The 21,094-nt window shown below is 73.7% G+C and carries 21 protein-coding genes and 3 tRNA genes; 17 read left to right on the top strand and 7 right to left on the bottom strand.

Features of this window, described 5'->3' with window-relative positions; all coding sequences use genetic code 11:
* Nucleotides 1-20: 20 nt before the first annotated feature.
* Complete coding sequence (gene htpX / locus EUS26_RS12060; protein ID WP_130014076.1) at nucleotides 21-893, top strand: zinc metalloprotease HtpX; 873 nt, start codon at nucleotides 21-23, stop codon at nucleotides 891-893.
* Between the two features lie 54 nt (nucleotides 894-947).
* Here the strand turns inward: htpX and EUS26_RS12055 are convergent, their stop codons facing one another.
* From EUS26_RS12055 to EUS26_RS12045, 3 genes are all read right to left on the bottom strand, one after another.
* Nucleotides 948-2,342: a hypothetical protein gene (locus EUS26_RS12055; RefSeq protein ID WP_130014075.1), complete on the bottom strand. Its 1,395-nt coding sequence runs from the start codon at nucleotides 2,340-2,342 to the stop codon at nucleotides 948-950.
* Between the two features lie 59 nt (nucleotides 2,343-2,401).
* The gene (locus EUS26_RS12050; RefSeq protein WP_130014074.1) at nucleotides 2,402-2,950 is read right to left on the bottom strand and encodes an RNA polymerase sigma factor; all 549 of its coding nucleotides are present in this window, start codon (nucleotides 2,948-2,950) and stop codon (nucleotides 2,402-2,404) included.
* A 186-nt stretch (nucleotides 2,951-3,136) separates the two neighbouring features.
* A tRNA-Tyr gene (locus EUS26_RS12045) sits at nucleotides 3,137-3,219 on the bottom strand.
* A 96-nt stretch (nucleotides 3,220-3,315) separates the two neighbouring features.
* On the opposite strand from EUS26_RS12045, the gene EUS26_RS12040 reads away from it, so the two are divergent.
* Nucleotides 3,316-3,813, top strand: a complete 498-nt coding sequence (locus tag EUS26_RS12040) for a YajQ family cyclic di-GMP-binding protein (protein WP_130014073.1) — start codon at nucleotides 3,316-3,318, stop codon at nucleotides 3,811-3,813.
* 12 nt (nucleotides 3,814-3,825) lie between these two features.
* On the opposite strand, the gene EUS26_RS12035 is transcribed toward EUS26_RS12040, so the two are convergent.
* Complete coding sequence (locus tag EUS26_RS12035; protein WP_130014072.1) at nucleotides 3,826-5,343, bottom strand: MFS transporter; 1,518 nt, start codon at nucleotides 5,341-5,343, stop codon at nucleotides 3,826-3,828.
* A 52-nt stretch (nucleotides 5,344-5,395) separates the two neighbouring features.
* Between EUS26_RS12035 and EUS26_RS12030 the strand changes: the two genes are divergently transcribed.
* The 4 genes from EUS26_RS12030 (at nucleotide 5,396) to EUS26_RS12015 (ending at nucleotide 9,683) form a co-directional block, all read left to right on the top strand.
* A complete protein-coding gene (locus EUS26_RS12030; RefSeq protein ID WP_130014071.1) occupies nucleotides 5,396-5,926 on the top strand; it encodes a TetR/AcrR family transcriptional regulator in 531 nt (176 codons plus the stop codon).
* A 64-nt stretch (nucleotides 5,927-5,990) separates the two neighbouring features.
* Entirely contained in the window at nucleotides 5,991-7,331 is a 1,341-nt protein-coding gene (locus tag EUS26_RS12025) for an MFS transporter (RefSeq protein WP_130014070.1), read from the top strand.
* 226 nt (nucleotides 7,332-7,557) lie between these two features.
* The gene (rocD, locus tag EUS26_RS12020) at nucleotides 7,558-8,778 is read left to right on the top strand and encodes an ornithine--oxo-acid transaminase (protein ID WP_130014069.1); all 1,221 of its coding nucleotides are present in this window, start codon (nucleotides 7,558-7,560) and stop codon (nucleotides 8,776-8,778) included.
* A gap of 227 nt (nucleotides 8,779-9,005) precedes the next feature.
* A complete protein-coding gene (locus EUS26_RS12015; protein WP_337590219.1) occupies nucleotides 9,006-9,683 on the top strand; it encodes a YdcF family protein in 678 nt (225 codons plus the stop codon).
* A gap of 75 nt (nucleotides 9,684-9,758) precedes the next feature.
* Here EUS26_RS12015 and EUS26_RS12010 read toward each other — a convergent pair whose 3' ends face one another.
* Complete coding sequence (locus EUS26_RS12010) at nucleotides 9,759-10,703, bottom strand: helix-turn-helix transcriptional regulator (protein WP_130014067.1); 945 nt, start codon at nucleotides 10,701-10,703, stop codon at nucleotides 9,759-9,761.
* Nucleotides 10,704-10,763: 60 nt separating this feature from the next.
* On the opposite strand from EUS26_RS12010, the gene EUS26_RS12005 reads away from it, so the two are divergent.
* On the top strand, nucleotides 10,764-11,330 hold the full coding sequence (locus EUS26_RS12005) for a DinB family protein (RefSeq protein ID WP_130014066.1): 567 nt from the start codon (nucleotides 10,764-10,766) through the stop codon (nucleotides 11,328-11,330).
* Between the two features lie 7 nt (nucleotides 11,331-11,337).
* Here the strand turns inward: EUS26_RS12005 and EUS26_RS12000 are convergent, their stop codons facing one another.
* Entirely contained in the window at nucleotides 11,338-13,383 is a 2,046-nt protein-coding gene (locus tag EUS26_RS12000) for an acyl-CoA dehydrogenase family protein (RefSeq protein WP_130014065.1), read from the bottom strand.
* A complete protein-coding gene (locus tag EUS26_RS11995) occupies nucleotides 13,380-14,054 on the bottom strand; it encodes a TetR/AcrR family transcriptional regulator (RefSeq protein WP_130014064.1) in 675 nt (224 codons plus the stop codon). Before EUS26_RS11995 ends, EUS26_RS12000 begins: the two co-directional genes overlap by 4 nt.
* Nucleotides 14,055-14,141: 87 nt before the next feature.
* On the opposite strand from EUS26_RS11995, the gene EUS26_RS11990 reads away from it, so the two are divergent.
* The 10 genes from EUS26_RS11990 (at nucleotide 14,142) to EUS26_RS11945 (ending at nucleotide 21,081) form a co-directional block, all read left to right on the top strand.
* The gene (locus EUS26_RS11990) at nucleotides 14,142-15,428 is read left to right on the top strand and encodes an acetyl-CoA C-acetyltransferase (RefSeq protein ID WP_130014063.1); all 1,287 of its coding nucleotides are present in this window, start codon (nucleotides 14,142-14,144) and stop codon (nucleotides 15,426-15,428) included.
* A gap of 1 nt (nucleotide 15,429) precedes the next feature.
* Nucleotides 15,430-16,851: a 3-oxoacyl-ACP reductase gene (locus tag EUS26_RS11985; protein ID WP_130014062.1), complete on the top strand. Its 1,422-nt coding sequence runs from the start codon at nucleotides 15,430-15,432 to the stop codon at nucleotides 16,849-16,851.
* 2 nt (nucleotides 16,852-16,853) lie between these two features.
* A complete protein-coding gene (locus EUS26_RS11980) occupies nucleotides 16,854-17,819 on the top strand; it encodes a MaoC family dehydratase (protein ID WP_130014061.1) in 966 nt (321 codons plus the stop codon).
* Between the two features lie 103 nt (nucleotides 17,820-17,922).
* Nucleotides 17,923-17,995 (top strand) — tRNA-Thr (locus EUS26_RS11975).
* 29 nt (nucleotides 17,996-18,024) lie between these two features.
* Nucleotides 18,025-18,101, top strand: a tRNA-Met gene (locus tag EUS26_RS11970).
* 57 nt (nucleotides 18,102-18,158) lie between these two features.
* The gene (gene rpmG / locus EUS26_RS11965) at nucleotides 18,159-18,326 is read left to right on the top strand and encodes a 50S ribosomal protein L33 (RefSeq protein ID WP_010148718.1); all 168 of its coding nucleotides are present in this window, start codon (nucleotides 18,159-18,161) and stop codon (nucleotides 18,324-18,326) included.
* A 107-nt stretch (nucleotides 18,327-18,433) separates the two neighbouring features.
* Nucleotides 18,434-18,880 carry an FAS1-like dehydratase domain-containing protein gene (locus tag EUS26_RS11960; protein WP_130014060.1) on the top strand — a complete coding sequence of 149 codons (447 nt, stop codon included), beginning with the start codon at nucleotides 18,434-18,436 and terminating at the stop codon, nucleotides 18,878-18,880.
* On the top strand, nucleotides 18,880-19,284 hold the full coding sequence (locus tag EUS26_RS11955) for a MaoC/PaaZ C-terminal domain-containing protein (RefSeq protein WP_130014059.1): 405 nt from the start codon (nucleotides 18,880-18,882) through the stop codon (nucleotides 19,282-19,284). The genes EUS26_RS11960 and EUS26_RS11955 overlap by 1 nt, the downstream gene beginning before the upstream one ends.
* A gap of 59 nt (nucleotides 19,285-19,343) precedes the next feature.
* Nucleotides 19,344-20,459, top strand: coding sequence for a UDP-N-acetylmuramate dehydrogenase (locus tag EUS26_RS11950; RefSeq protein WP_272947964.1), 1,116 nt, complete (start codon nucleotides 19,344-19,346; stop codon nucleotides 20,457-20,459).
* Nucleotides 20,460-20,655: 196 nt separating this feature from the next.
* Nucleotides 20,656-21,081 carry a hypothetical protein gene (locus tag EUS26_RS11945; protein WP_130014058.1) on the top strand — a complete coding sequence of 142 codons (426 nt, stop codon included), beginning with the start codon at nucleotides 20,656-20,658 and terminating at the stop codon, nucleotides 21,079-21,081.
* Nucleotides 21,082-21,094 lie beyond the last annotated feature (13 nt).

Here is a 21,094-nt window from a genome sequence, read left to right as displayed (position 1 = left end):
CGCCCCGTCGTTGACCGGTCATGAACCGGCACTACAACGGGCTGAAGACGACCCTGCTCTTCGGCGCCATCTGGGCGATCTTCCTCGGCATGGGCGCGATCATCGGGAGTGGTCGCTACATCTGGCTGTTCGGCATCTTCGCCCTCGCGACGACGTTCTACAGCTACTGGAACTCCGACAAGCTGGCCATCAAGGCCATGCGGGCCCAGCCGGTGACCCGCGAGCAGCAGCCGCAGATGTACCGCATCGTCGAGGAGCTGTCCGAGCGGGCCGGCAAGCCCATGCCCCGCCTCTACGTCAGCCCCACGGCGGCGCCGAACGCCTTCGCGACCGGCCGCAACCCGGACAACGCCGCCGTCTGCTGCACGGAGGGCATCCTGCACCTGCTGGACGAGCGCGAGCTGCGCGGTGTCCTGGGGCACGAGCTCATGCACGTCTACAACCGCGACATCCTCACCAGCTCGGTCGCGGCCGGCATCGCCGGCGTCATCACCGCGGTGGCGCAGATGTCGCTCTTCTTCGGCGGCAACCGGGAGAACGGCGGCAACCCGATCGCGATGCTCGCGATGGCGCTGCTCGCGCCGATCGCCGCCTCGGTCGTGCAGCTGGCGATCAGCCGGACCCGGGAGTACGACGCCGACGAGGACGGCGCCCAGCTCACCGGGGACCCGCTCGCCCTCGCCTCCGCCCTGCGCAAGCTGGAGGCCGGCACCGCCCGCGCCCCGCTGGCGCCGGAGCGGCAGGTGGTCAACGCCAGCCACATGATGATCGCCAACCCGTTCCGGGCCAAGGACGCCGGCAGGCTGTTCGCCACCCACCCGCCGATGGCCCAGCGCATCGCCCGCCTGGAGCAGATGGCGCAGGGCAACCAGCCGGGCATCGAGCGCCTCTGACCGGTCTGCCGTGCGGGGCGGGGGCTCCGGCTGTGCTCCCCCCGCCCGGTCGCGTCACTCCCAGGCGACCCAGTCGATGGCCTGGTCGGCCACCGCCATGACCGGGTAGCTCATGCCGTCGTCGGTGGTGAGCTCCCAGGTCGGGACCTCCATGCTCCCGGACTGGGTGTAGATGGTCCCCTGGACCAGGGTGGCCCCGGTGACCTCCTTGTCCTTGAGCAGCAGCGGCAGGTCCATGCCGTCGCTGATCTCGGGGCTGTCGGGGATCTGCGGCTCGACGAAGGTGCGCTCGCCGGGGTCCGCGGTGACCTCCTCGAGGTCCTGCGGCAGCTGCACGCCGTACTCCATCGAGAACTCGCGCAGGCCGTAGCGCTGAACCGCCTCCACCGGGGAGATGACGGGGTAGTCGCCGAGCGAGACCATCTCGCCGAGCCCGGCGGAGGCGTCGACGACCCCGGCCGGGCCGACGGTGAGAGTGATGTGGCGCGGCCCGTAGGCGCCGCCCTCCGGGGCGGCCTCGACGTAGACCGTGCTCGATCCCTCGTCGGCGTAGTCCTGCACCTGGACGTCGAACCCCTCCGTGGGGATGCCGGCCAAGGTGAGGAAGTCCCGGGCCGCGGCCAGCGCCTGCTCGTCCGTCGGCCGTTCGTCGCCGACGTCACGGCAGTCCTGCGCGGTGGGCAGCGGCGTGCCCGCGCCGAAGGTGCCCTCCCAGAACTCCTGCAGCATCTCCCGCTCCCGCGCGTAGCCCATCTCCAGGGTCTCCCGGCAGTCGGGGGAGGAGAAGACGTCGGTGTAGCTGACGTGCAGCCCCCCACCCTCGGTGGAGGCCATGATCATCCGGCCGGTCTCCGCCTCGGCCAGGCCGACGGTGCCCTCGCCGAGGAACTCGACGTCGGTCGGGATCGGGGCCCCCTGGAGCCCGAGGGTCCGCGCCCACTCGTCGACGAAGGCCTGCGGGTCCTCCTCGCTGCGCAGCACGCGCACCGGCGCGGTCGTCCGCTCGGCAGACAGGCCGGCGCCCGGCACGAGCCGCACCGGGCCGGGGTCGTAGGGCTCGGCGGCGCCCTCGGCGGTGGAGCTGCTCACGGAGAAGGACTCTCCGGCCAGCTCGGCGCCCAGGCCGGCGTCGATGCCGGCGCCGGCGGGGGCGAGCAGGGAGTCCTCGCCCGCGACGAGCAGGGTGCCGCTGCCGCGCTGGGTACCGAGGGCATACCCCCCGGCGCCGATGGCGAGCGCGGCGATGCACGCCGCGGCCACCCACGGGGCGCGGATCGCCGGCCCGCGCAGCAGGTCGTCGTCCACCCGGCTGGCGCGCTCGGCACCCTGGCTCGCCGGGGCCTTGTGCGCGACCAGCGACCGCAGCCGGTGCAGGTCGGGGTGGGACCCGGTGGCCGGGTCGCTGGCCTGCAGGCGGTGCAGGCCCTCGTCGCCGTGGTGCTGGACCATGTCGGTCTCCTTCGAGCGGTGGTGCGGGGTGGTGCGGTCGCGCAGGGCGGCCGGTGGTGTCAGTGGTCGTGCTCCCAGGCCTCGCGGAGCCGGGCCCGGGCGCGGGAGAGGGCCGCGGCGGCGCCGCCCCGGGTGAGGCCGAGGGCCTGGGCCAGGCCCTCCCCGTCCAGCCCCTCCCAGGCGTGCAGCATGAGGATGCCGCGGTCCCGCGCGCTCAGCCGGGCGAGGGCGCGGCGCACCTCGTCGTCAACCATGACGAGGTCGGCGGGGTCGACGCTGCGCATGTGCTGGCCGGCGCCGTCCTCCTGCCCGGAGTAGTCCGACAGCAGGGTCAGCGTGGGCTTGCGGCGGTGGTTGGCGAGCACGTAGGACGCGGTCCGGTAGAGCCACGGCAGCTCGTGCTCGGCCGGGATGCGGTCGCGCCGCCGCCACGCGGTCGCGAACACCTCGGCGGTGAGGTCGTCGACGTCGTTGCCGGTGGCCCGGCGGACGAAGTACCGGTGGACCTGGGTCGCGTGCTGGGCGAAGAACCCGTCGAACCAGGCCGTGTCCCGGCTGCTCCCGGACGCGCCCTGGTGGGCGGCGGTCCCGGCGAGGCGTAGGGCCATCGCTCCTCCTGCCGTGTGGCGGGCCGGGCCCCGTCGGCCCGTCCACCTGCACTATGTCGGAGGCCGCCGCGCTGTTGCAGGCGCCGCGCTGGCGCGCCCGCGCCGGCCGCGGCGAGGCATACCCGACGACGCAGGAGGGGGAGACAGAAGGACGGGCACCGGTCTCCCGGTGCCCGTCCTCGTGGGTGGCAGGTGCAGGATTCGAACCTGCGTAGGCATACGCCGACGGATTTACAGTCCGCTTCCATTGGCCGCTCGGACAACCTGCCAGTGCGCGAAGCGCGGGTGTCATGCTAACAGTGATGCCCCGGTGCTCCGAACTCGTCCAGGAGCCGCCGGTCCGCCACGACACAGGAGGTATGCCCATGGCCGACTCGTCCTTCGACATCGTCAGCAAGGTCGATCACCAGGAGGTCGCCAACGCCGTCAACCAGGCGGCCAAGGAGATCTCCACCCGCTACGACTTCCGCAACGTCGGCGCGCGGGTGGAGCTGGCGGGGGAGACCATCTCGATGGCCGCCAACAGCGAGGAGCGCTGCAAGGCCGTGCTCGACGTGCTGCAGACCAAGCTGGTCAAGCGCGGGGTGTCGCTCAAGCACCTCGACTACACCCACGACGGCGAGCCCTACGCCTCGGGCAAGGAGTACCGGCTCGAGGCCGCGCTGAAGAGCGGCATCTCCAGCGAGAACGCCAAGAAGATCGGCAAGATCATCCGCGACGAGGGCCCGACGTCGGTGAAGAGCCAGATCCAGGGCGACGAGCTGAGGGTGACCTCGAAGTCCCGCGACGACCTGCAGGCGATCCAGCGGCTGCTCAAGGAGAAGGACCTCGACGTGGCGCTGCAGTTCACCAACTACCGGTGACCCTCCCGGGGGTCACCGGTCGGCGCGGCGCAGCGTGACCCAGGCGACGACGGCCGCGACCGCGACCAGCACCGTCCCGGCGGCGCTCGTCACACCGACACCGGCGTCGAAGGCGGAGCGGGCCGCCTCGAGCAGGGCCGGGTCGCCGGTCCGCTCGGCTGCCGCGGCGGCCCCGCCCAGGGTCTCGCGCGCCGCGGCGGCGGCGTCGTCTCCGGTCCCGGCCGGGACGACGAGCGAGCTGCGGTAGACCGCGGTCAGCAGACCGCCCAGCACCGTCGTGCCGAGCACCGCCCCGAACTCGTAGGCGGTCTCGCTCACCGCCGAGGCGGCGCCGGCCTTGGCCGGGGGCACGGCGGTGAGGATCTGGTCGTTCGAGATGGTCTCCGCGGCCCCGATGCCCACCCCGAGCAGCGCGAAGGCCACCGCGATCTGCGTCACCGAGACGCCGGCGCCCCCGAGCGCGAGCAACGCGTAGGCGCAGAACGAGAAGGTCAGCCCACCCACCACGGCGATCGCCGGGCGGACGTGGCGGACCACCTGCACCACGAGCAGGCCGGACGCGACCATCGCGAGGACACCCGGGACGAGCACGAGCGAGGCGTCCAGGGCCGGCATGCCCTCGACGAGCTGCAGGTGCTGGGTGACGAAGAAGAGGAAGCCGGTCAGCGCGACGATGCTCAGCAGGTTCACCGCCAGGGCCCCGGAGAAGACGGGCACCGCGAAGAGGCGCACGTCGAGCATGGGGTCGGGGGACCGCCGCATCCGGCGCACGAACCCGGCGCCCGCGAGCAGGGCCAGCAGCAGGACGGCCGCGGCGAGGGCGTCCGGACCGTCGACGGCGGCGTGCTTGACCGCCCACGCCAGACCGCCGAGGGCGGCCATCGACAGGGCCATCCCGCCCAGGTCGATGCGGCCCGGGGCCGGGTCGCGGGACTCGCGGACGAGGAACGGGCCGAGCAGCAGCAGCGGCAGCAGCACCGGGACGGCGACGAGGAAGACCGAGCCCCAGGCGAAGTGCGCGAGCAGGACGCCGCCGACCACCGGCCCCAGTGCGGAGCCGACCGAGAAGGCGGTGGCCCAGACGGCGATCGCCAGCCGGCGCTGCGCCCGGTCGAGGAACATCGTGCGCAGCAACGACAGGGTGGCCGGCATGAGCGTGGCCCCGAAGACGCCCAGCGCGACCCGCGCCAGGAGCAGGAGCTCGGCGGTCGGGGCGAAGGCCGCGAGCACGGAGACACCCGCGAAGCCGGTCGCGCCCACCAGCAGGATGCGCCGTCGCCCGACCCGGTCACCGACGGTGCCCATCGTCACCAGCAGGGTCGCCAGCACCAGCGGGTAGGCGTCGATGAGCCACAGCTGCTGCGCGGCGGAGGGGGAGAGGTCCTGCGCGATGCGCGGCAGCGCGAAGTTCAGCACCGTCGTATCGATCGACACGAGCAGCACCGGCAGCATGAGCACGGCGAGCCCGGCCCAGTCACGGCGGGTGGCGCGAGGGTATGCCGCAGGAGGGGTGAGAGCGGACACGGTCATGGTCAAAACTATACCGTCTGGACGGTTAACAGCCAAGCCCTAGGATGGGAGCATGGCCAAGGGTGAACAGACGCGCTCCCGCCTCCTCGACGCCTTCGAGGAGCTCGTCATCGAGCACGGCGAGCGGGCAGGGACGCTCGCCGCGACCGCCGAGCACGCCGGGGTCTCCAAGGGTGGGTTGCTCTACCACTTCGGGTCCAAGGACGCCCTCGTGCAGGGGCTGGCCGAGCGGCTGGAGGTGTTCGGGGAGGCGGAGCAGCGCCGGCTGTCCTCCCGGCCCGACGCGCTCGAGGTCTTCCTGCGCGAGTCGGTGGCCGCGGACCGGCCCTTCGACCGGACCTACCTCGCGCTGCTCAAGCTCGGGCAGCTCGACGAGCACCAGGCGGCGCGCGACGCCCTCGTCCTGCTCGACGACTACTTCCTCGCGGCGCTGACCGACGCCCTGGGTGACGCCGACCTCGCCTTCCTGGCGCTGCGGGTCAGCGACGGGATCTACGTGCGGACCGCGCTCGGGGGCAGCGACGCGGTGCCGGCCGACGCGGTCGACCGGATCCTCGCCCTGCTCACCTCCCTCCCGCGCTGAGCCGCGGCGCCGGGCGAGGGGGCCTGGTGCGTCGACCGGCGGTCAGGGCATACCATCTATGCTCATGGTGAGCACTCAGGTGACCGACCAGTCCCGGCCCACCCGGCCGCAGCGGATGGGGCGGCTGCCCTACACCCGGCAGCACACCCGGGTCCTGCTCGGGTCGGGCGCCGGGTGGGCCCTCGACGCCATGGACGTCGGGCTCATCTCCTTCGTCGGGCTCGCGGTCGCCACGCAGTGGGACCTCACCCGCACCGAGCAGTCCTGGCTGCTGTCCATCGGCTTCGTCGGCATGGCCCTGGGGGCGACCTTCGGCGGGATGCTCGCCGACCGCTACGGCCGGCGCACCGTCTTCGCCCTCACCCTGCTGGTCTACGGCCTCGCGACGGGGGCGTCGGCGCTCGCGACCGGGCTGGCCGCGCTGCTCGTGCTGCGCTTCCTCGTCGGCATCGGCCTGGGCGCCGAGCTGCCGGTCGCCTCCACCCTGGTGAGCGAGCTGTCCCCGACCCGGATCCGCGGGCGCATGGTGGTCATCCTCGAGTCCTTCTGGGCGGTGGGGTGGCTCCTGGCCGCGCTCATCGGCTTCTTCGTCGTGCCGCTGGGCGACGACGGCTGGCGCTGGGCCTTCGCGCTGGGGCTCGTCCCGGCGCTCTACGCCGTCGTCATCCGGTGGGGTATGCCCGAGTCGCCGCTCTTCCTCGAGCGTCGGGGCCGGGCCGCCGAGGCCGAGGAGGTGGTGCGCTCGTTCGAGGAGTCCGCCGGGGTCCCGCACGAGGAGAGCCGGGCGCTGCCCGACGCGCCCCCGAAGACGGCCGGGGCGCTGTGGTCGGCGGCCTACCGGGTCCGCACCGCCGGCATCTGGGTGGTCTGGTTCTGCGTCAACTTCTCCTACTACGGCGCGTTCATCTGGCTGCCCACCCTGCTCTACGCCCAGGGCTTCGACCTGGTGCGCTCCTTCGGCTACACCCTGGTCATCACCCTGGCCCAGCTCCCGGGCTACGCCCTCGCGGCCGTCCTCGTCGAGGTGTGGGGCCGCCGCGTGACGCTGGCGACGTTCCTGCTCGGGTCCGCCGCGGCCGCGGTCTGCTTCGGCATGGCCGGGGAGGTCTGGCAGATCATCGCCGCCGGGTGCGCGATGAGCTTCTTCAACCTCGGCGCCTGGGGCGCCCTCTACGCCATCACCCCCGAGATCTACCCCACCAGCGTCCGGGCCTCGGGTGCGGGGGCCGCGGCCGGGTTCGGGCGCATCGCCTCGATCGCGGCCCCGCTGCTGGTGCCGGTCATCCTCGGCGCCTGGGGCAACGCCGCCCTCTTCGCGATCTTCGGTGCCGCCTTCGTCGTCGGCGCCCTCGCGGCATACCTGCTGCTGCCGGAGCACGCGGGCGACGCCCTCGAGACCACCTGACCCGCACAGGACGCGCGCTCCGGCCGCACCGGACGCGTGCTCCGGCCGCACCGGACGCGCGCTCCGACCGCACAGGACGCGCGCTCCGGCCCGCGAGCCGGCTGCGCTGTCACAGCGGATGCATAGCTATACTGACCTATGCATGACTACACGGCGTGGTGTGGTCCTGCCCACCAGCCCCCGGGCGCTGCCTGCCCACCCCCGCGCGACCCCTAGGATGACGAGCATGACTGAGCTGTCCACGAACCAGGCCTACATCGATCTCGAGGACAAGGTCGCCGCCCACAACTACAGCCCGCTGCCGGTGGTCGTGGGGCACGCCGAGGGCATCCACGTGACCGACGTCGAGGGACGCACCTACATCGACGCGCTCTCGGGCTACTCGGCGCTGAACTTCGGGCACCGCCACCCCGGGCTCGTGCAGGCCGCCAAGGACCAGCTGGACCGCTCCACCCTGACCTCGCGCGCCTTCCACAACGACCAGCTGGGCCCGTTCTGCGAGGCGCTGGCGAAGCTCGTCGGCAAGGACATGATCCTGCCGATGAACACCGGCGCCGAGGCCGTCGAGACCGCCCTGAAGATCGCCCGCAAGTGGGCCTACCAGGTCAAGGGTGTGCCCGAGGGGCAGGCCGAGATCATCGTCATGGACGGCAACTTCCACGGCCGCACGACGACGATCATCTCCTTCTCCGACGACCCGGAGGCGCACGACCACTACGGTCCCTACACCCCGGGCTTCGTCGCGGTGCCCTACGGCGACCTCGGTGCCATCGAGGCGGCCATCACCGACAACACCGCCGCCGTGCTCGTCGAGCCGATCCAGGGCGAGCAGGGCGTGATGATCCCCGAGGAGGGCTTCCTGCCCGGTCTGCGCGAGCTGTGCACCAGCCGCAAGGTCCTCATGATCGCCGACGAGATCCAGTCCGGCCTCGGGCGCACCGGCACCTCGCTGGCCTGCGAGTACGAGGGTGTCGAGGCCGACATGTACACCCTGGGCAAGGCCCTCGGCGGCGGCATCGTCCCGGTCTCGGCCGTCGCCGCCGACGCCGAGGTGATGAACGTCATCACGCCCGGGACCCACGGGTCCACCTTCGGCGGCAACCCGTTGGCGGCCGCCGTCGGCAAGGCCGTCGTCGACCTGCTCGCCACCGGGGAGCACCAGGCGCACGCCAAGCAGCTCGAGGGCGTCTTCGCCGAGGAGCTCGGCAAGCTGCTCGGGCACGGCGCCAAGGCCGTCCGCGTGCGGGGGCTGTGGGCCGGCATCGACATCGACCCCGAGCTCATGACCGGCAAGGAGGCGTGCAAGGCGCTGGCCAAGAAGGGCGTCCTGGCCAAGGACACCCACGGCTCGACCATCCGCCTCGCCCCGCCGCTGACGATCACCGAGGACGAGCTGCGGCAGGTCACCGACGCACTGGCCTCGGTGCTGGCCGAGGCGCGCGGCTGAGCGACGCGCTCTCCTCCTCGCTCCTCGGGAGCGGGGTCGTCCTCGCCGCGCTGGGGCTGGTCCTCCCCTCGCTGCTGCTGACGTATGCCGTCACCCGGCTGGTCCGGGGACGTCGCGACGGTGACGCCCGGGGCGCCCTGGTCGGCGGCCTGCTCGCCCTTTCCGTCCCCGTCGTCGGTCTGGTCCTGCTGGCGGCCGCCGCCGGCCCCGTGGCCGTCGGCCTGGGCATGGGGCTGCTGCTGCTCGCCGCCTGTCCCGGGTTCGTCATGCTGGTCCTGCTGGCGGTGCGGTGGCGGCTCTGCCGCCCCGGCGCCGCAGCCCGCTGCGGCGCCGTCGTCGTGCTCGGGATGCCCGTGCCCCACGGCGAGGTGGGCCCGGAGCTCGCCGCTCGGCTGCAGGGCGGACTCAGGCTGCTGTCCTCGGTGGCGGGCGGGCGCGGTGGCACCCGCTCGGGCGGCTCGACCGGCGGCGGCGCAGGTCAGGAGAGGGCCGACGTCCCGCTCGTCCTCACCGGTGGCCGAGGCACCCGGGGTCGCCCTCCCGAGGCGGTGGCCATGCAGCGGTGGGTCCGCGGGGTCGACCCCGACGTCCCCGTCGTGCTCGAGGACCGGGCCACCACGACGGTGGAGAACCTCCTGCTCTCCACGGACCTGCTGCGGAGGCGCGGCATACCCCCGCCCTATGCGGTGGTCACCAGCGCCTACCACGCACCGCGGACCAGCTGGCGCGTCCGCCGGCACCGGCTGCCGCTGCGCGTGGTCGGGGTGCGGGCGCCGGTGGACTCCGCGGCGGGGACCTACCTGCGCGAGCTGCTCGTCGTGCTCAAGGAGGCCCGTCGGGCGCACGCCGTCGTCGCGGCCCTGGTCGTCGGCGTGGCTCTTCTGGCCGGTCTCGCCGCGCGCTGAGTGCCCTCGCGCGTCTTCTCACGCAGGACCTGGTGTCACCGGACGACGGTGGTGACACGACCGTCCGCACCGGCGTCACCGGGCCGGGCGCAACCGACGGCAGACGGCCTCGAGGTGCTCCACCAGCTCGGGCGGGTCCAGCACCTCGACCTCGGTGCCCAGCAGCATGAGCTCGACCGCGAGGTAGTCCAGCGTCTCGCCGCCGGTCACGAGCTCGCACCACCCGTCGCCCAGCTCGCGGATCTCCCCGGCCAGCGGCGAGACCCGCTCGGCGAGGTCACCGAGCCCCATCCGCACCCGTGCGGTGGCGACGTAGCGGTAGGGGGAGCGGGTCACCGACCGGGTGATGTAGGCCGCCGGGTCGGGGACCTCGCGCACCGCACCGCGCAGCGTGCCCACGGTGAGCTCGAGGACGCGGTCCAGCCGGAAGCTGCGCCAGTCGTCCCGGTCCAGGTCGAAGGCGAGCAGGTACCACCGGTAGCTCACCGCGACGAGGCTCGCCGGCTCGATGCGGCGGGTCGTCTCCTCCCCGCTGCGGGCGGCATACCGGAGCGTGGCGCGGAGCCGGTCGCGGCAGGCCCGCGAGGCCGCCATGAGGATCGCGGGGTCGACCACCGCGGCGGGCCGGCCCACCGTCACGAGGGTGTCGTGGAGGGCGGAGACCTGCTCGCGGGCGCGGGCGGGCATCACCTGGTCCAGCTTGGCGAGGATCTGCACGGCGCTCTCGGCGACACCGGCGACGGTGCCGCCGGCAGCCAGCCGCAGGCACACGGCGATGGCGACCGCCTCGTCCTCGGCCAGCAGGAGCGGCGGCAGCGAGCCGCCCGCGCCCAGCTGGTAGCCCCCACCGGTCCCGCTGCTGGCGCGCACCGGGTAGCCGAGCTCACGCAGCCGGTCGATGTCGCGCCGGATGCTGCGCGTCGTCACCCCGAGCCGCTGGGCCAGCTCCTCGGAGGTCCACAGCGCCCGGGTCTGGAACAGCCCGAGCAGCCGCAGGACCCGGGTCGTGGGATCGGTCATGGCGACACTGTGCCACGGCTGCGGACATCTCCTGTCCGGCTCGCGTGGTGTGCTCGCACCATGGACCCACTGACGAGAGAGCTGGCGGAGCAGCTGGACTTCCACTGGACCCACCACGCCAGGCCACGGCTGGACGGGCTGACCGACGAGGAGTACCTCTGGGAGCCGGTGCCGGGCACGTGGAGCGCGCGGCCGCGCGGCGCCACGCCACCCGCCTCGGTGACGGCCCGTGCCGGGGGCGGCGACTGGCTGCTGGACTGGGCCGACCCGGAGCCGACCCCGGCTCCCGTCACGTCGATCGCCTGGCGGCTCGGGCACGTGGTCGTCGGGGTGCTGGGCTCGCGCGCCCACAGCCACTTCGGCGGCCCTCCGGCGGACGTCCTCGCCTGGGACTACGCCGGCTCCGCGGCCGGCGCCCTCGAGCAGCTGGACGCCGCGTATGCCGGCTGGTCGGCCGGGGTGCACGGGCTCGACGAGGCGGCGCTGCAGCGGCCGGTGGGCCCGGCGGAGGGACCGTGGGCCGCGGCGCCCATGCTCACCCTGGTCCTCCACATCAACCGCGAGGTCATCCACCACCTCGCCGAGGTCGCGCTGCTGCGCGACCTCTGGGCGCACGGTCTGTGCTGAGCGGCGCTCAGACCGCCGCGCCGGGCGTCCAGCGCTCAGCGGTCTCCTCGCGCAGCATCTGCGAGTTGAGCCAGGGCTCGGGGATGCCCAGGCCCTCGACGAGCTCCAGCGCCTGCGGCCGCAGCTCGGCGCACAGCGTGTTGACCTGGGCGACGACCGCCTTGGCGCGCCCGGCCGACATCCGGTTGTGCGCCTGGAACCAGCCGGAGTCCGCGTCGATGGAGCTCAGGGCGTAGAGCGTGCACAGCCGCTCGAGCACCTCGCGCACCTGCTCGTCCTCGCAGGCGTCGATGCCGGCGACGAAGGCTTCCAGGACGACCCGGTCCATGTGGGTGCGGGCCGCGAGGAGCACGTGGTCCTGCGCAGAGTTGAAGGCCTCGAAGGAGTCCTGGTCGTCGGCCCGGCGGCGAAGCCGGGTCGCCAGGGTCTCCAGCACGTGCCGCTCCCGGTCGGCGAACATCGCGAGGTGCCACCCCCGGTCCAGCAGGGTGTCCTCGTCCCCCTTGCGGGCCGCGGCCGAGCGCAGCCGCTCGACGAGCGGCCGGGCGGCCGTGGCCTCGACGAACTGCCCGCCGAAGGCGCGCGCGGCGAACTGCACCATGCCGCGCATGTCCAGGTCTCCCCACATCTCCTTGTAGCCCGACAGCAGCCCCTTGGCGACCAGCTGCAGCAGCACCGTGTTGTCGCCCTCGAAGGTGGCGAAGACGTCGGCGTCGCCGCGCAACGTGGTGAGGCCGTTCTCGGCGAGGTAGCCGGCGCCGCCGCACGCCTCGCGGCACATCTGGATCGTGTCGTTGCTGAAGCGGGTCGTCACCGCCTTGAGCCCCGCGGCCCGGGTCTCCAGCTCGCGCTGGGCCTCCTGGTCCTTGGTCGGCATCTCGTGCAGCTCCTGCAGCCGCTCGGTCAGCTCGTTGACCGCGAACATGTGGGCGTAGGCGGTGGCGATGCCGGGCAGCAGCTTGCGCTGGTGGGCCAGGTAGTCCAGCAGCAGCACCTCGCCGTCGTGCCCGGGCGCGCTGAACTGGCGCCGGCGCAGCGCGTACCGGGTGGCGATCGACAGCGCCTTCCTCGACGCGGTCGCCGCGCCGGCGGCCACGCAGATGCGCCCGCGGACGAGGGTCCCGAGCATGGTGAAGAAGCGCTTGCCGTCGCTGTCGATGTCGGAGACGTAGCGCCCGTCGTCGTCGATCCCGCCGTACCGGTCGAGCAGGTGGCGGCGCGGCACCCGCACCTGGTCGAAGGTGATGGTCCCGTTGTCCACCCCGGCGAGGCCGCCCTTGGCGCCGTTGTCGCCGAGGGTGACACCCGGAGCCGGCCGGCCGTCCTCGTCGCGGATCGGCACGACGACGACGTGCACGCCGTGCGACTCGCCGTCGACGACGAGCTGCCCGTAGACCGCGGCGACGTGCGCGTCGTGGGCGGCCGCCCCGATGTAGGTCTTGGTGGCCGACGGGGTGGGGGAGTGCACGACGATCTCGTCGGTCTGCGCGTCATAGGTATGCGTGGTCTCCAGCGACGCGACGTCCGACCCGTGCCCGAACTCGGTCATGGCGTAGCACCCGATCTGGTCCATCGACAGGATGGGCGGCAGGAAGGTCTCGTGGTGCCACTGCGTGCCGAGCGCGGTCACCGCGCCGCCGTAGAGGCCGAAGTGAACGCCGGACTTGACCGTCAGCGACAGGTCGCCGTGGGCGGTCATCTCGAAGTCGACGCAGGAGCGGCCGACGTCGTCCAGGCCGCCCTGGGCGACGGGGAAGCCGCTGCCGGCCATGCCCAGGTCGACCAGCCGGCGCAGCGCGTCCGTGGTCCACTCGCGGGCCTGCGGCATGGTGAGCTCGGGGTCGCGCACCATCGTCTCGACCGGCACGGTGGCGCGGGCCAGGTCGCGGACCGGGCCGTAGCGGCCACCGGTCGCCCGGCGCAGGGCCTCACCGAGGTCGGTCAGCTGCTCGGAGGAGCGGGGCCGGGTCGCCCCCGCATCGGCGCTGGCCGGCATGGGGACGTCGGGGTCCGGTCGGGGGGTGTGGGTCTGCGGCTGGGCGGACGTGGTCATGGGCGGGGTCCTCCTGCGAGTGCTGGTCGGATGAGCTCGACGACGGCGTAGGTGGCCTCGTCGACGCCGAGCTGGGTGGTGCTGCGGCCGGTGAGGAAGTGGTCGGCGCTCGCCCGGACGAGCCCGACGATGCCGTGCCCCCAGGCCAGGGCGAGGGTGTCGGCCTCGGCGCCACGGCCGGTGTCGACGAGGTGGGTGCGGATGGCGGCGGCGATCTGCTCGCTCACCCGGTCGGTGATGCGGTGGACGGGGTCGTCCGGGTCACCCTCCGTGGTCTCCAGGGGGCGGGTCATGACGAAGCGGTAGATCTCCGGGTCGCGCTGCACTAGCGAGAGGTACGAGCGCACCATCGCCTCGATGCGCGACACCACGTCGACGCCCCGCTGCTGGGCGGCCTCCAGGTCGGTGAGGACGTTCTCGTCGACGGCCTGCACGACCGCGCCGTAGAGCCCGGCGCGGTCGCCCAGGTGCCGGTAGAGCACCGTCTTGCTGGTGCCGGCCTGGGCGGCGATCTCGTCCATGCCGACGCCGGCGCCGTGCCGACGGATGGCCTTGAGGGCGGCCTCCACGAGCTGTCGGCGGCGGCGCGCGCGGTGCGCCTCCCACCGGGAGTCCCGCCCGTCACGCGGCTCGGCGACGGCCTGGCCACGGCTGCCGGTGTGGATCGTCATGGCAGCCAGAGTACCGCGTACCGGCTGTATCGGCTACAGTCGGTATCACATAGTTGCCCCATCGTGACCCGCACGCGAGGAGACCTCATGCCCGACCAGCTCACCGACGCCGTCATCGTCGGCGGCAACCGGATCCCGTTCGGCAAGGCGGGCGGTGCCTACGCCGCCGCCTCCAACCAGGCCATGCTCACCGCCACCCTCGACGGGCTCGTCGCCCGCTTCGGGCTGGCGGGCGAGCGCCTGGGTGAGGTCGCCGCCGGCGCGGTGCTCAAGCACGCCCGCGACTTCAACCTCACCCGCGAGGCGGTCCTCGGCTCGGCACTCGCGGCGACGACCCCGGCCTACGACCTGCAGCAGGCCTGCGGCACCGGCCTCGAGACCGTGCTCCAGGTCGCCAACAAGATCCGGCTGGGCCAGGTCGACTCCGGCGTCGCGGGTGGCGTGGACTCCGCGAGCGACGCCCCGATCGCGGTCGGGGAGGGGCTGCGCAAGGCCCTGCTCGGCGCCAGCAGGGCCCGCACCCCGATGGCGCGCGCCAAGGCGCTCGCCGCGGTCCGGCCCGGCGACCTCGCGCCGGAGACGCCGCGCAACGCCGAGCCACGCACCGGGCTGTCGATGGGGGAGCACCAGGCCCTCACCGCGCGGGAGTGGGGGATCACCCGCGAGGCCCAGGACGAGCTGGCGGCGGCCAGCCACCACCGCCTCGCCGCCGCGTGGGACTCCGGCTTCTTCGACGACCTGGCCACCGGCTTCCTGCGCCTCACCCGCGACGAGGGGCTGCGCCCGGACACCTCGGTCGACAAGCTCGCGGCGCTGTCCCCGGTCTTCGGCAAGGGCGAGGGCGCCACGATGACGGCCGGCAACTCGACGCCGCTGTCCGACGGCGCGGCGCTGCTGCTGCTCGGCAGCCCGCAGTGGGCGGCCGAGCACCGGCTGCCGGCGCTCGCGCGCTTCGTCGACGCCGAGGTCGCGGCCGTGGACTACGTGTCCGGCGACGAGGGGCTGCTCATGGCGCCGGCGTATGCCGTGCCGCGCCTCCTCGCCCGCCAGGGCCTCACCCTGGACGACATCGACCGGTTCGAGATCCACGAGGCCTTCGCCTCGACGGTCCTGGCCACCATGGCGGCCTGGGAGTCCGAGGAGTTCTGCACCGGGCGGCTGGGCCTGGACGGGCCGCTCGGGACCGTCGACCGCACCCGGCTCAACGTTCACGGGTCCTCGCTCGCGGCCGGTCACCCGTTCGCCGCCACCGGCGGCCGCATCGTCGCCACCCTGGCCAAGACGTTGCACGACCTGGGCCCCGGTTCGCGCGGGCTCATCTCCATCTGCGCCGCCGGCGGCCAGGGCGTCGTCGCGATCCTGGAAGGGTGCTGACATGGCCGACCTGATGCAGCTGCTGACGACCAACCCGCTCGCCAAGCAGCTCGGCGTGCCGCAGGCGACCCGCCTGCGCCGCGGCCGCGAGCTGCCCTCCGGCCCGGTGGCCGTGGGCGCCGCCGGGGGCGGTTCGACCGCCCGGCGCGCCCTCGAGCTGCTCGGGGTGCCGACCCGGGAGGCCCTCGTCGACCGCCCGGAGACCCGGGTGACCGAGACGAGCGACGACGGCCGCACCCGCGAGGTGCCCGAGGCATACCTGGGCAGCATCGGTGCCCTCGTCGTCGACGCCACCGGCGCCACCTCGATCGCCGACCTCGAGGTGGTCCGTGGGCTGCTGCGGCCGGCGATGAAGGGCCTCGAGCGCTCGGGGCGGGTCGTGGTCCTCGGGGTCGAGCCCGAGACCGCGGGGGCCCCGACCGCGGTGGCGACCCAGCAGGCCCTCGAGGGCATCGTGCGCAGCGTCGGCAAGGAGCTGCGCGGCGGCGCCACCGCCAACCTCGTGCGGGTCGACCTCCTGACCGGCGAGCCCACCTCGGTGCCGGAGCTCGCGTCCACGCTGCTGTTCCTCCTCCAGGGCCGCTCGGCCTACGTCTCCGGACAGGTGCTGCACGTCGGGCACGGCTCCCGGGAGCCCGAGGTGGCGGAGGTGCTGGCCGACCGCCCGTTCGAGGGGCGGGTCGTCGTGGTGACCGGCGCCGGCCGGGGGATCGGGGCCGGGATCGCCCGCACCCTGGCCCGGGACGGGGCGCTGGTGGTGGCGGTCGACGTGCCGGCCGGTGGCCAGGGGCTGGCCGAGGTGGCCAACAGCATCGGCGGCACCGCGCTGCAGCTCGACATCACGGCGCCGGACGCGGGCGCGCGCATCGCGGCCCACGTCGCCCAGCGGTTCGGCGACATGGGGCGCATCCACGCCATCGTCCACAACGCCGGCATCACCCGGGACAAGCTGCTCGCCAACACCGACGAGGAGCGTTGGGGCAGCGTGCTGGAGGTCAACCTGGCCGCTCAGATCCGCATCAACCAGGTGCTGCTCGACGCCGAGCTGCCCGGTGGTCTCGACGAGGGCGGCCGCATCGTGGGCGTCGCCTCGACGTCCGGCATCGCCGGCAACCGCGGGCAGGCCAACTACGCCGCGTCCAAGGCCGGCGTCATCGGTCTCGTCCGGGCCATGGGGGCCGACCCCCGCCTGGCGGCCCGGGGCATCACCGTCAACGCGGTGGCGCCCGGCTTCATCGAGACCGAGATGACGGGCCGCATGCCGGTGGCCACCCGGGAGGTGGCGCGGCGCATCAACAGCCTGCAGCAGGGTGGCCGCCCGGTCGACGTGGCCGAGGCCATCGGCTACCTCGCCGACCCGGCGAGCTCGGCGGTGACCGGCCAGGTGCTGCGCGTCTGCGGCCAGAGCCAGATCGGGGCCTGAGGATGCAGGGCGAGAGCGACCGGCCCACCGACGCGGCTGCCGCGTCGCCGACGGCTGCCGCGACCGCGGCGGCGGTGCCGGACGAGACACCGAGGGACGTCGACGTGGAGCTGCTCGACCGGGCCCCGCGGGTGGCCGCCGCCTTCGCCACCGGGGTCGCGACCGGGTGGCGCCGGCCCGGGGCCCGCGGCACGCTGCCGGCCCGCCGGCTGGTCCTGCCTGGGGTGCACCAGGACGTGTCCCGGCTCGCGGAGTTCTGCTCGGTCACCGGCGGCCTGCTGGGGGACACCGTGCCGGCCACCTGGCTGCACGTGCTCACGTTCCCGCTGCAGGTGCGGCTGATGGCGGCGCAGGACTTCCCCTTCCCGATGCTCGGCATGGTCCACGTCGGCAACCGGATGACGGTGCACCGGCCCGTGCGGGTGCACGAGGAGCTGACGCTGTCCGTCCGGGCCGAGCGCCTCGCGCCGCACCGCAAGGGCAGCACGGTCGACGTCGTCGGTGAGGTCCGGGTCGCGGACGATCTGGTCTGGGAGGGCCGCAGCACCTACCTCGTGCGCGGGGACACGCCCCCTGGTGCACCGGCACCCGTCGAGGAGGGCGCACCCGCCACGGAGCCCGAGCCGGGCCGCCAGCTCGCGCTGTGGCGCCTCCCCGCCGACCTCGGCCGCTCCTACGCCCGGGTGGCGGGGGATGCCAACCCCATCCACCTCTCGGCGCTCAGCGCGAAGGCGTTCGGCTTCCCGCGCGCCATCGCGCACGGCATGTGGACGCACGCCCGGGTGCTGGCGGCGGTCCAGCCCCGCCTGCCCCGGCGGTACACCGTCTCCGCCGCCTTCGCCAAGCCGATCCTGCTGCCCTCCACGGTGGTGCTGCTTACCGGCGCTCAGGACCTGGGCGACCTCACGGTGACCGACCGGAAAGGGTCGCGGACCCACGTGTCGATGCAGGTCAGCCCGCTGGGCTGAGCGGTCGCCGGGCGGGCTCTGCCCGTTTTGGAATCGCCCGGCGGCCTCGTGTAAAGTTGCGTCTCGCTGCCTGCGGGCCACCGCCCGCCAGGATCCACAGCCCGCCCCTATAGCTCAGTCGGTAGAGCGTCTCCATGGTAAGGAGAAGGTCAACGGTTCGATTCCGTTTGGGGGCTCTGGTGAGCCGGTTCGCCGGGCGCCGCGAGGCGGAGTAGCTCAGCTGGTTAGAGCGCACGACTCATAATCGTGAGGTCGCGGGATCGAGCCCCGCCTCCGCTACCACGTACCGCGCAGGTACGGACCGCACAGCACAGATCCACACCGAGAGCAGGTTGCACCGTGGCTAAGTCCACCGACGTTCGCCCCAAGATCACCATGGCGTGCACGGAGTGCAAGGAGCGCAACTACATCACCAAGAAGAACCGGCGGAACAACCCCGACCGGCTCGACATGGCGAAGTTCTGCCCGCGCTGCGGCAAGCACACCGCGCACCGCGAGACCCGCTGACCTCCCCGTCGGCAACGACGACCAGGCCGTCACCCGCACCGGGTGGCGGCCTTCGTCATACCCGACCGCGGTCCGGGTCAGAGGGGTGGATCGCTAGGGTGAGGAGTATGCCCGTCAACCCTGACTACGCCGGACGCGAGTACCCTCCGGCCGGACCCTTCGAGGTGACCCGCGAGCAGCTCACCGCCTTCGCCGACGCGGTCGGCGCGACCGGTGCGGCGCACCGCGACCCGGAGGTGGCCCGGGCGATGGGGCACGCCGACGTCGTCGCCCCGCCGACCTTCGCGGTCCGGCTTGCCCAGCAGTGCGAGGCGCAGCTGGTGCAGGACCCCGACGCGGGCATCGACTTCTCGCGGGTGGTGCACGGGCAGGAGGGCTTCGTCCACCACCGCCCGATCGTCGCCGGGGACTCCCTGACCGGGACGCTGCACGTCGACACGATGCGCGAGGCGGGCGGGCACGGGATGGTGGCCACCCGGGTCGAGCTCACCGACGCCGACGGGGCGGCGGTCACGACGGTGACCTCCACGATCGTGGTCCGGGGGGAGGGCTGATGAGCGACCTCACCCGCACCGTGACGGTCGACCGCGCCCGGCTGGTGGCGTATGCCGAGGCCTCGGGCGACCAGAACCCCATCCACCAGGACGCGGACGTGGCGCGCGAGGTCGGGCTCCCGGACGTCATCGCGCACGGCATGTGGACCATGGGGGCTGCGCTGGAGGCCGTCACCGACTACGTCGGTGGGGACCCGGGGCGCATCCTGTCCTGCCAGACCCGGTTCACCGGCATGGTCGTCGTGCCCGAGGGTGAGACGGTCGAGGTGCAGGTCACCGGGGTGGTCAAGAAGGTCGACGAGGCCGCCGGCACCCAGACGCTGGAGCTGACCGCGACCTGCCAGGGGGAGAAGGTGCTCGGGCGCTGCCAGGCCGTGGTCCGCCTGCCCGGGGCGACGGCGTGAGCGCGCCGGAGCGCGGGGGTGTCGAGGCCGGGTCCGCCCCGGCCCTGGACGAGCCGGCCGTGTCGGGCACGACCCTCGCCGAGCTGACGACCATGCGGGTCGGTGGGGCGCCGCGGCGGCTCGTCACCGCCCGCACCGAGACCGAGCTCATCGACGCCCTGCGCGCGTGCGACGACGCCGGGGAGCCGCTGCTCGTCGTCGGCGGCGGGTCCAACCTCGTGGTCGCGGACGAGGGCTTCCCCGGCACCGTCGTCCTGGTGCGCACCCGGGGGGTCGAGGTGCCGCACGACTCTGCCTGCGGCGGGGTCAGCGTGACCGTCGCCGCCGGTGAGGACTGGGACCAGCTGGTCGCGCAGGCCTGCGCGCAGGGGTGGTCGGGCATCGAGGCGCTCTCGGGCATCCCGGGGTCGACCGGCGCGACCCCGGTGCAGAACGTCGGTGCCTACGGGCAGGAGGTCGCGCAGACGGTGGCGCAGGTGCGGGTCTGGGACCGGGTCGAGCAGCGGGTCCGCACGATGTTCGCGAGCGACCTCGGCTTCGCCTACCGGCACTCGGTGCTCAAGGAGTCCATGGTCGGGCCGGACGCGGCGCCGGGCACGGTGACCCCGCGCCACGTGGTGCTCACGGTCACCTTCTCGCTGCGCCCCACCGAGCTGTCGCAGCCGATCGGGTATGCCGCGCTCGCCGACGGCCTCGGGGTGGAGCTGGGCGCGCGGGTGCCGCTGGAGGAGGCACGGGAGGCGGTGCTGGAGCAGCGCCGCCGCCGCGGCATGGTCCTCGACCCGCAGGACCACGACACCTGGTCGTGCGGGTCCTTCTTCACCAACCCGATGCTGCCGCGCGAGCAGCTGGAGCAGGTGCGACTGCGAGCGGAGGAGAGCCTGGGCCAGGACCGGCGCTCGGCGCTCCCGCCGTGCTACCCGACGGACCGCGAGGACCTGGTCAAGACGTCGGCCGCGTGGCTGATCGAGCACGCCGGCTTCGGCCGGGGGTTCGGGTCGCTCAGCGGGCGACCCGCCGGGCTGTCGACCAAGCACACGCTGGCCGTCACCAACCGCGGGTCCGCCCGGGCCTCCGACGTCCTGGAGGTCGCTCGCGAGGTCCGCGACGGGGTCGAGCAGACGCTCGGGGTACGGCTGGTCAACGAGCCGGTGCTGGTGGGGCTCTCGCTCTAGGTGCACCGGGCCACCCGTCGACCGGCCCCTCGGCCCCTCGGCCGCCCGCGTCCCCGGTCCCCCGGTCCTCGCCTCCGCCCCCTGGCCCCTGCACCTGGTCCCCGGTCCTCGCCTTCAGCCCACGGCCCTACCCCCCCCGGGGGGGGGCCTGGTCCACGCGGATGCGTCGTCCGGCGCGGCGCGCCAGGATGACCCCATGAGACTTCCGCGCCAGTCCGCCCTCCTCGTGGTCGCGCTCGTGGTGTCGGCGTGCGGGGCGGGGGAGGCCGCACCCTCCGGCGGCTCGCCGCCGCAGCCCTCGGACCCGGCGCCCGCCGCCCAGGAGGTCGTCGGCGTCGGTATCGTCATGCAGGCGTTCGCCGATGCACCCGCGGAGTTCTGCGTCGGCCCGGTCGCTGAGTCCATGCCCCCGCAGTGCCGCGGGCCGGTGCTGGCGGGGGAGTTCTCCTGGGACGACGTCGAGGCTCGGCAGCAGGGTGAGGTCCGGTGGACCGACCAGACCTACTTCGGGGTCGGGACCTACTCGCCCGGGGGTGGCGAGCAGGGCACGTTCACCCTGACCCAGCCGCTGACCACCGACGAACCGCAGGGATACCCGCCGCTGCGTATCGACCAGGGATGACCGACAGGCTGAT

Origin of the sequence: Serinicoccus sediminis (assembly GCF_004153545.1) — a bacterium.
GTDB classification, from domain to species: domain Bacteria; phylum Actinomycetota; class Actinomycetes; order Actinomycetales; family Dermatophilaceae; genus Ornithinicoccus; species Ornithinicoccus sediminis_A.
The sequence above is the reverse complement of the archived record's forward strand: the minus strand, read 5'-3'. Positions and strand labels throughout refer to the sequence as shown.

Coding starts and splice junctions, on each gene's coding strand:
- htpX (WP_130014076.1), top strand. CDS start 21: ATGAACCGGCACTACAACGGGCTGAAGACGACCCTGCTCTTCGGCGCC.
- EUS26_RS12055 (WP_130014075.1), bottom strand. CDS start 2,342: ATGGTCCAGCACCACGGCGACGAGGGCCTGCACCGCCTGCAGGCCAGC.
- EUS26_RS12050 (WP_130014074.1), bottom strand. CDS start 2,950: ATGGCCCTACGCCTCGCCGGGACCGCCGCCCACCAGGGCGCGTCCGGG.
- EUS26_RS12040 (WP_130014073.1), top strand. CDS start 3,316: ATGGCCGACTCGTCCTTCGACATCGTCAGCAAGGTCGATCACCAGGAG.
- EUS26_RS12035 (WP_130014072.1), bottom strand. CDS start 5,343: ATGACCGTGTCCGCTCTCACCCCTCCTGCGGCATACCCTCGCGCCACC.
- EUS26_RS12030 (WP_130014071.1), top strand. CDS start 5,396: ATGGCCAAGGGTGAACAGACGCGCTCCCGCCTCCTCGACGCCTTCGAG.
- EUS26_RS12025 (WP_130014070.1), top strand. CDS start 5,991: ATGGTGAGCACTCAGGTGACCGACCAGTCCCGGCCCACCCGGCCGCAG.
- rocD (WP_130014069.1), top strand. CDS start 7,558: ATGACTGAGCTGTCCACGAACCAGGCCTACATCGATCTCGAGGACAAG.
- EUS26_RS12015 (WP_337590219.1), top strand. CDS start 9,006: ATGGGGCTGCTGCTGCTCGCCGCCTGTCCCGGGTTCGTCATGCTGGTC.
- EUS26_RS12010 (WP_130014067.1), bottom strand. CDS start 10,703: ATGACCGATCCCACGACCCGGGTCCTGCGGCTGCTCGGGCTGTTCCAG.
- EUS26_RS12005 (WP_130014066.1), top strand. CDS start 10,764: ATGGACCCACTGACGAGAGAGCTGGCGGAGCAGCTGGACTTCCACTGG.
- EUS26_RS12000 (WP_130014065.1), bottom strand. CDS start 13,383: ATGACCACGTCCGCCCAGCCGCAGACCCACACCCCCCGACCGGACCCC.
- EUS26_RS11995 (WP_130014064.1), bottom strand. CDS start 14,054: ATGACGATCCACACCGGCAGCCGTGGCCAGGCCGTCGCCGAGCCGCGT.
- EUS26_RS11990 (WP_130014063.1), top strand. CDS start 14,142: ATGCCCGACCAGCTCACCGACGCCGTCATCGTCGGCGGCAACCGGATC.
- EUS26_RS11985 (WP_130014062.1), top strand. CDS start 15,430: ATGGCCGACCTGATGCAGCTGCTGACGACCAACCCGCTCGCCAAGCAG.
- EUS26_RS11980 (WP_130014061.1), top strand. CDS start 16,854: ATGCAGGGCGAGAGCGACCGGCCCACCGACGCGGCTGCCGCGTCGCCG.
- EUS26_RS11960 (WP_130014060.1), top strand. CDS start 18,434: ATGCCCGTCAACCCTGACTACGCCGGACGCGAGTACCCTCCGGCCGGA.
- EUS26_RS11955 (WP_130014059.1), top strand. CDS start 18,880: ATGAGCGACCTCACCCGCACCGTGACGGTCGACCGCGCCCGGCTGGTG.
- EUS26_RS11945 (WP_130014058.1), top strand. CDS start 20,656: ATGAGACTTCCGCGCCAGTCCGCCCTCCTCGTGGTCGCGCTCGTGGTG.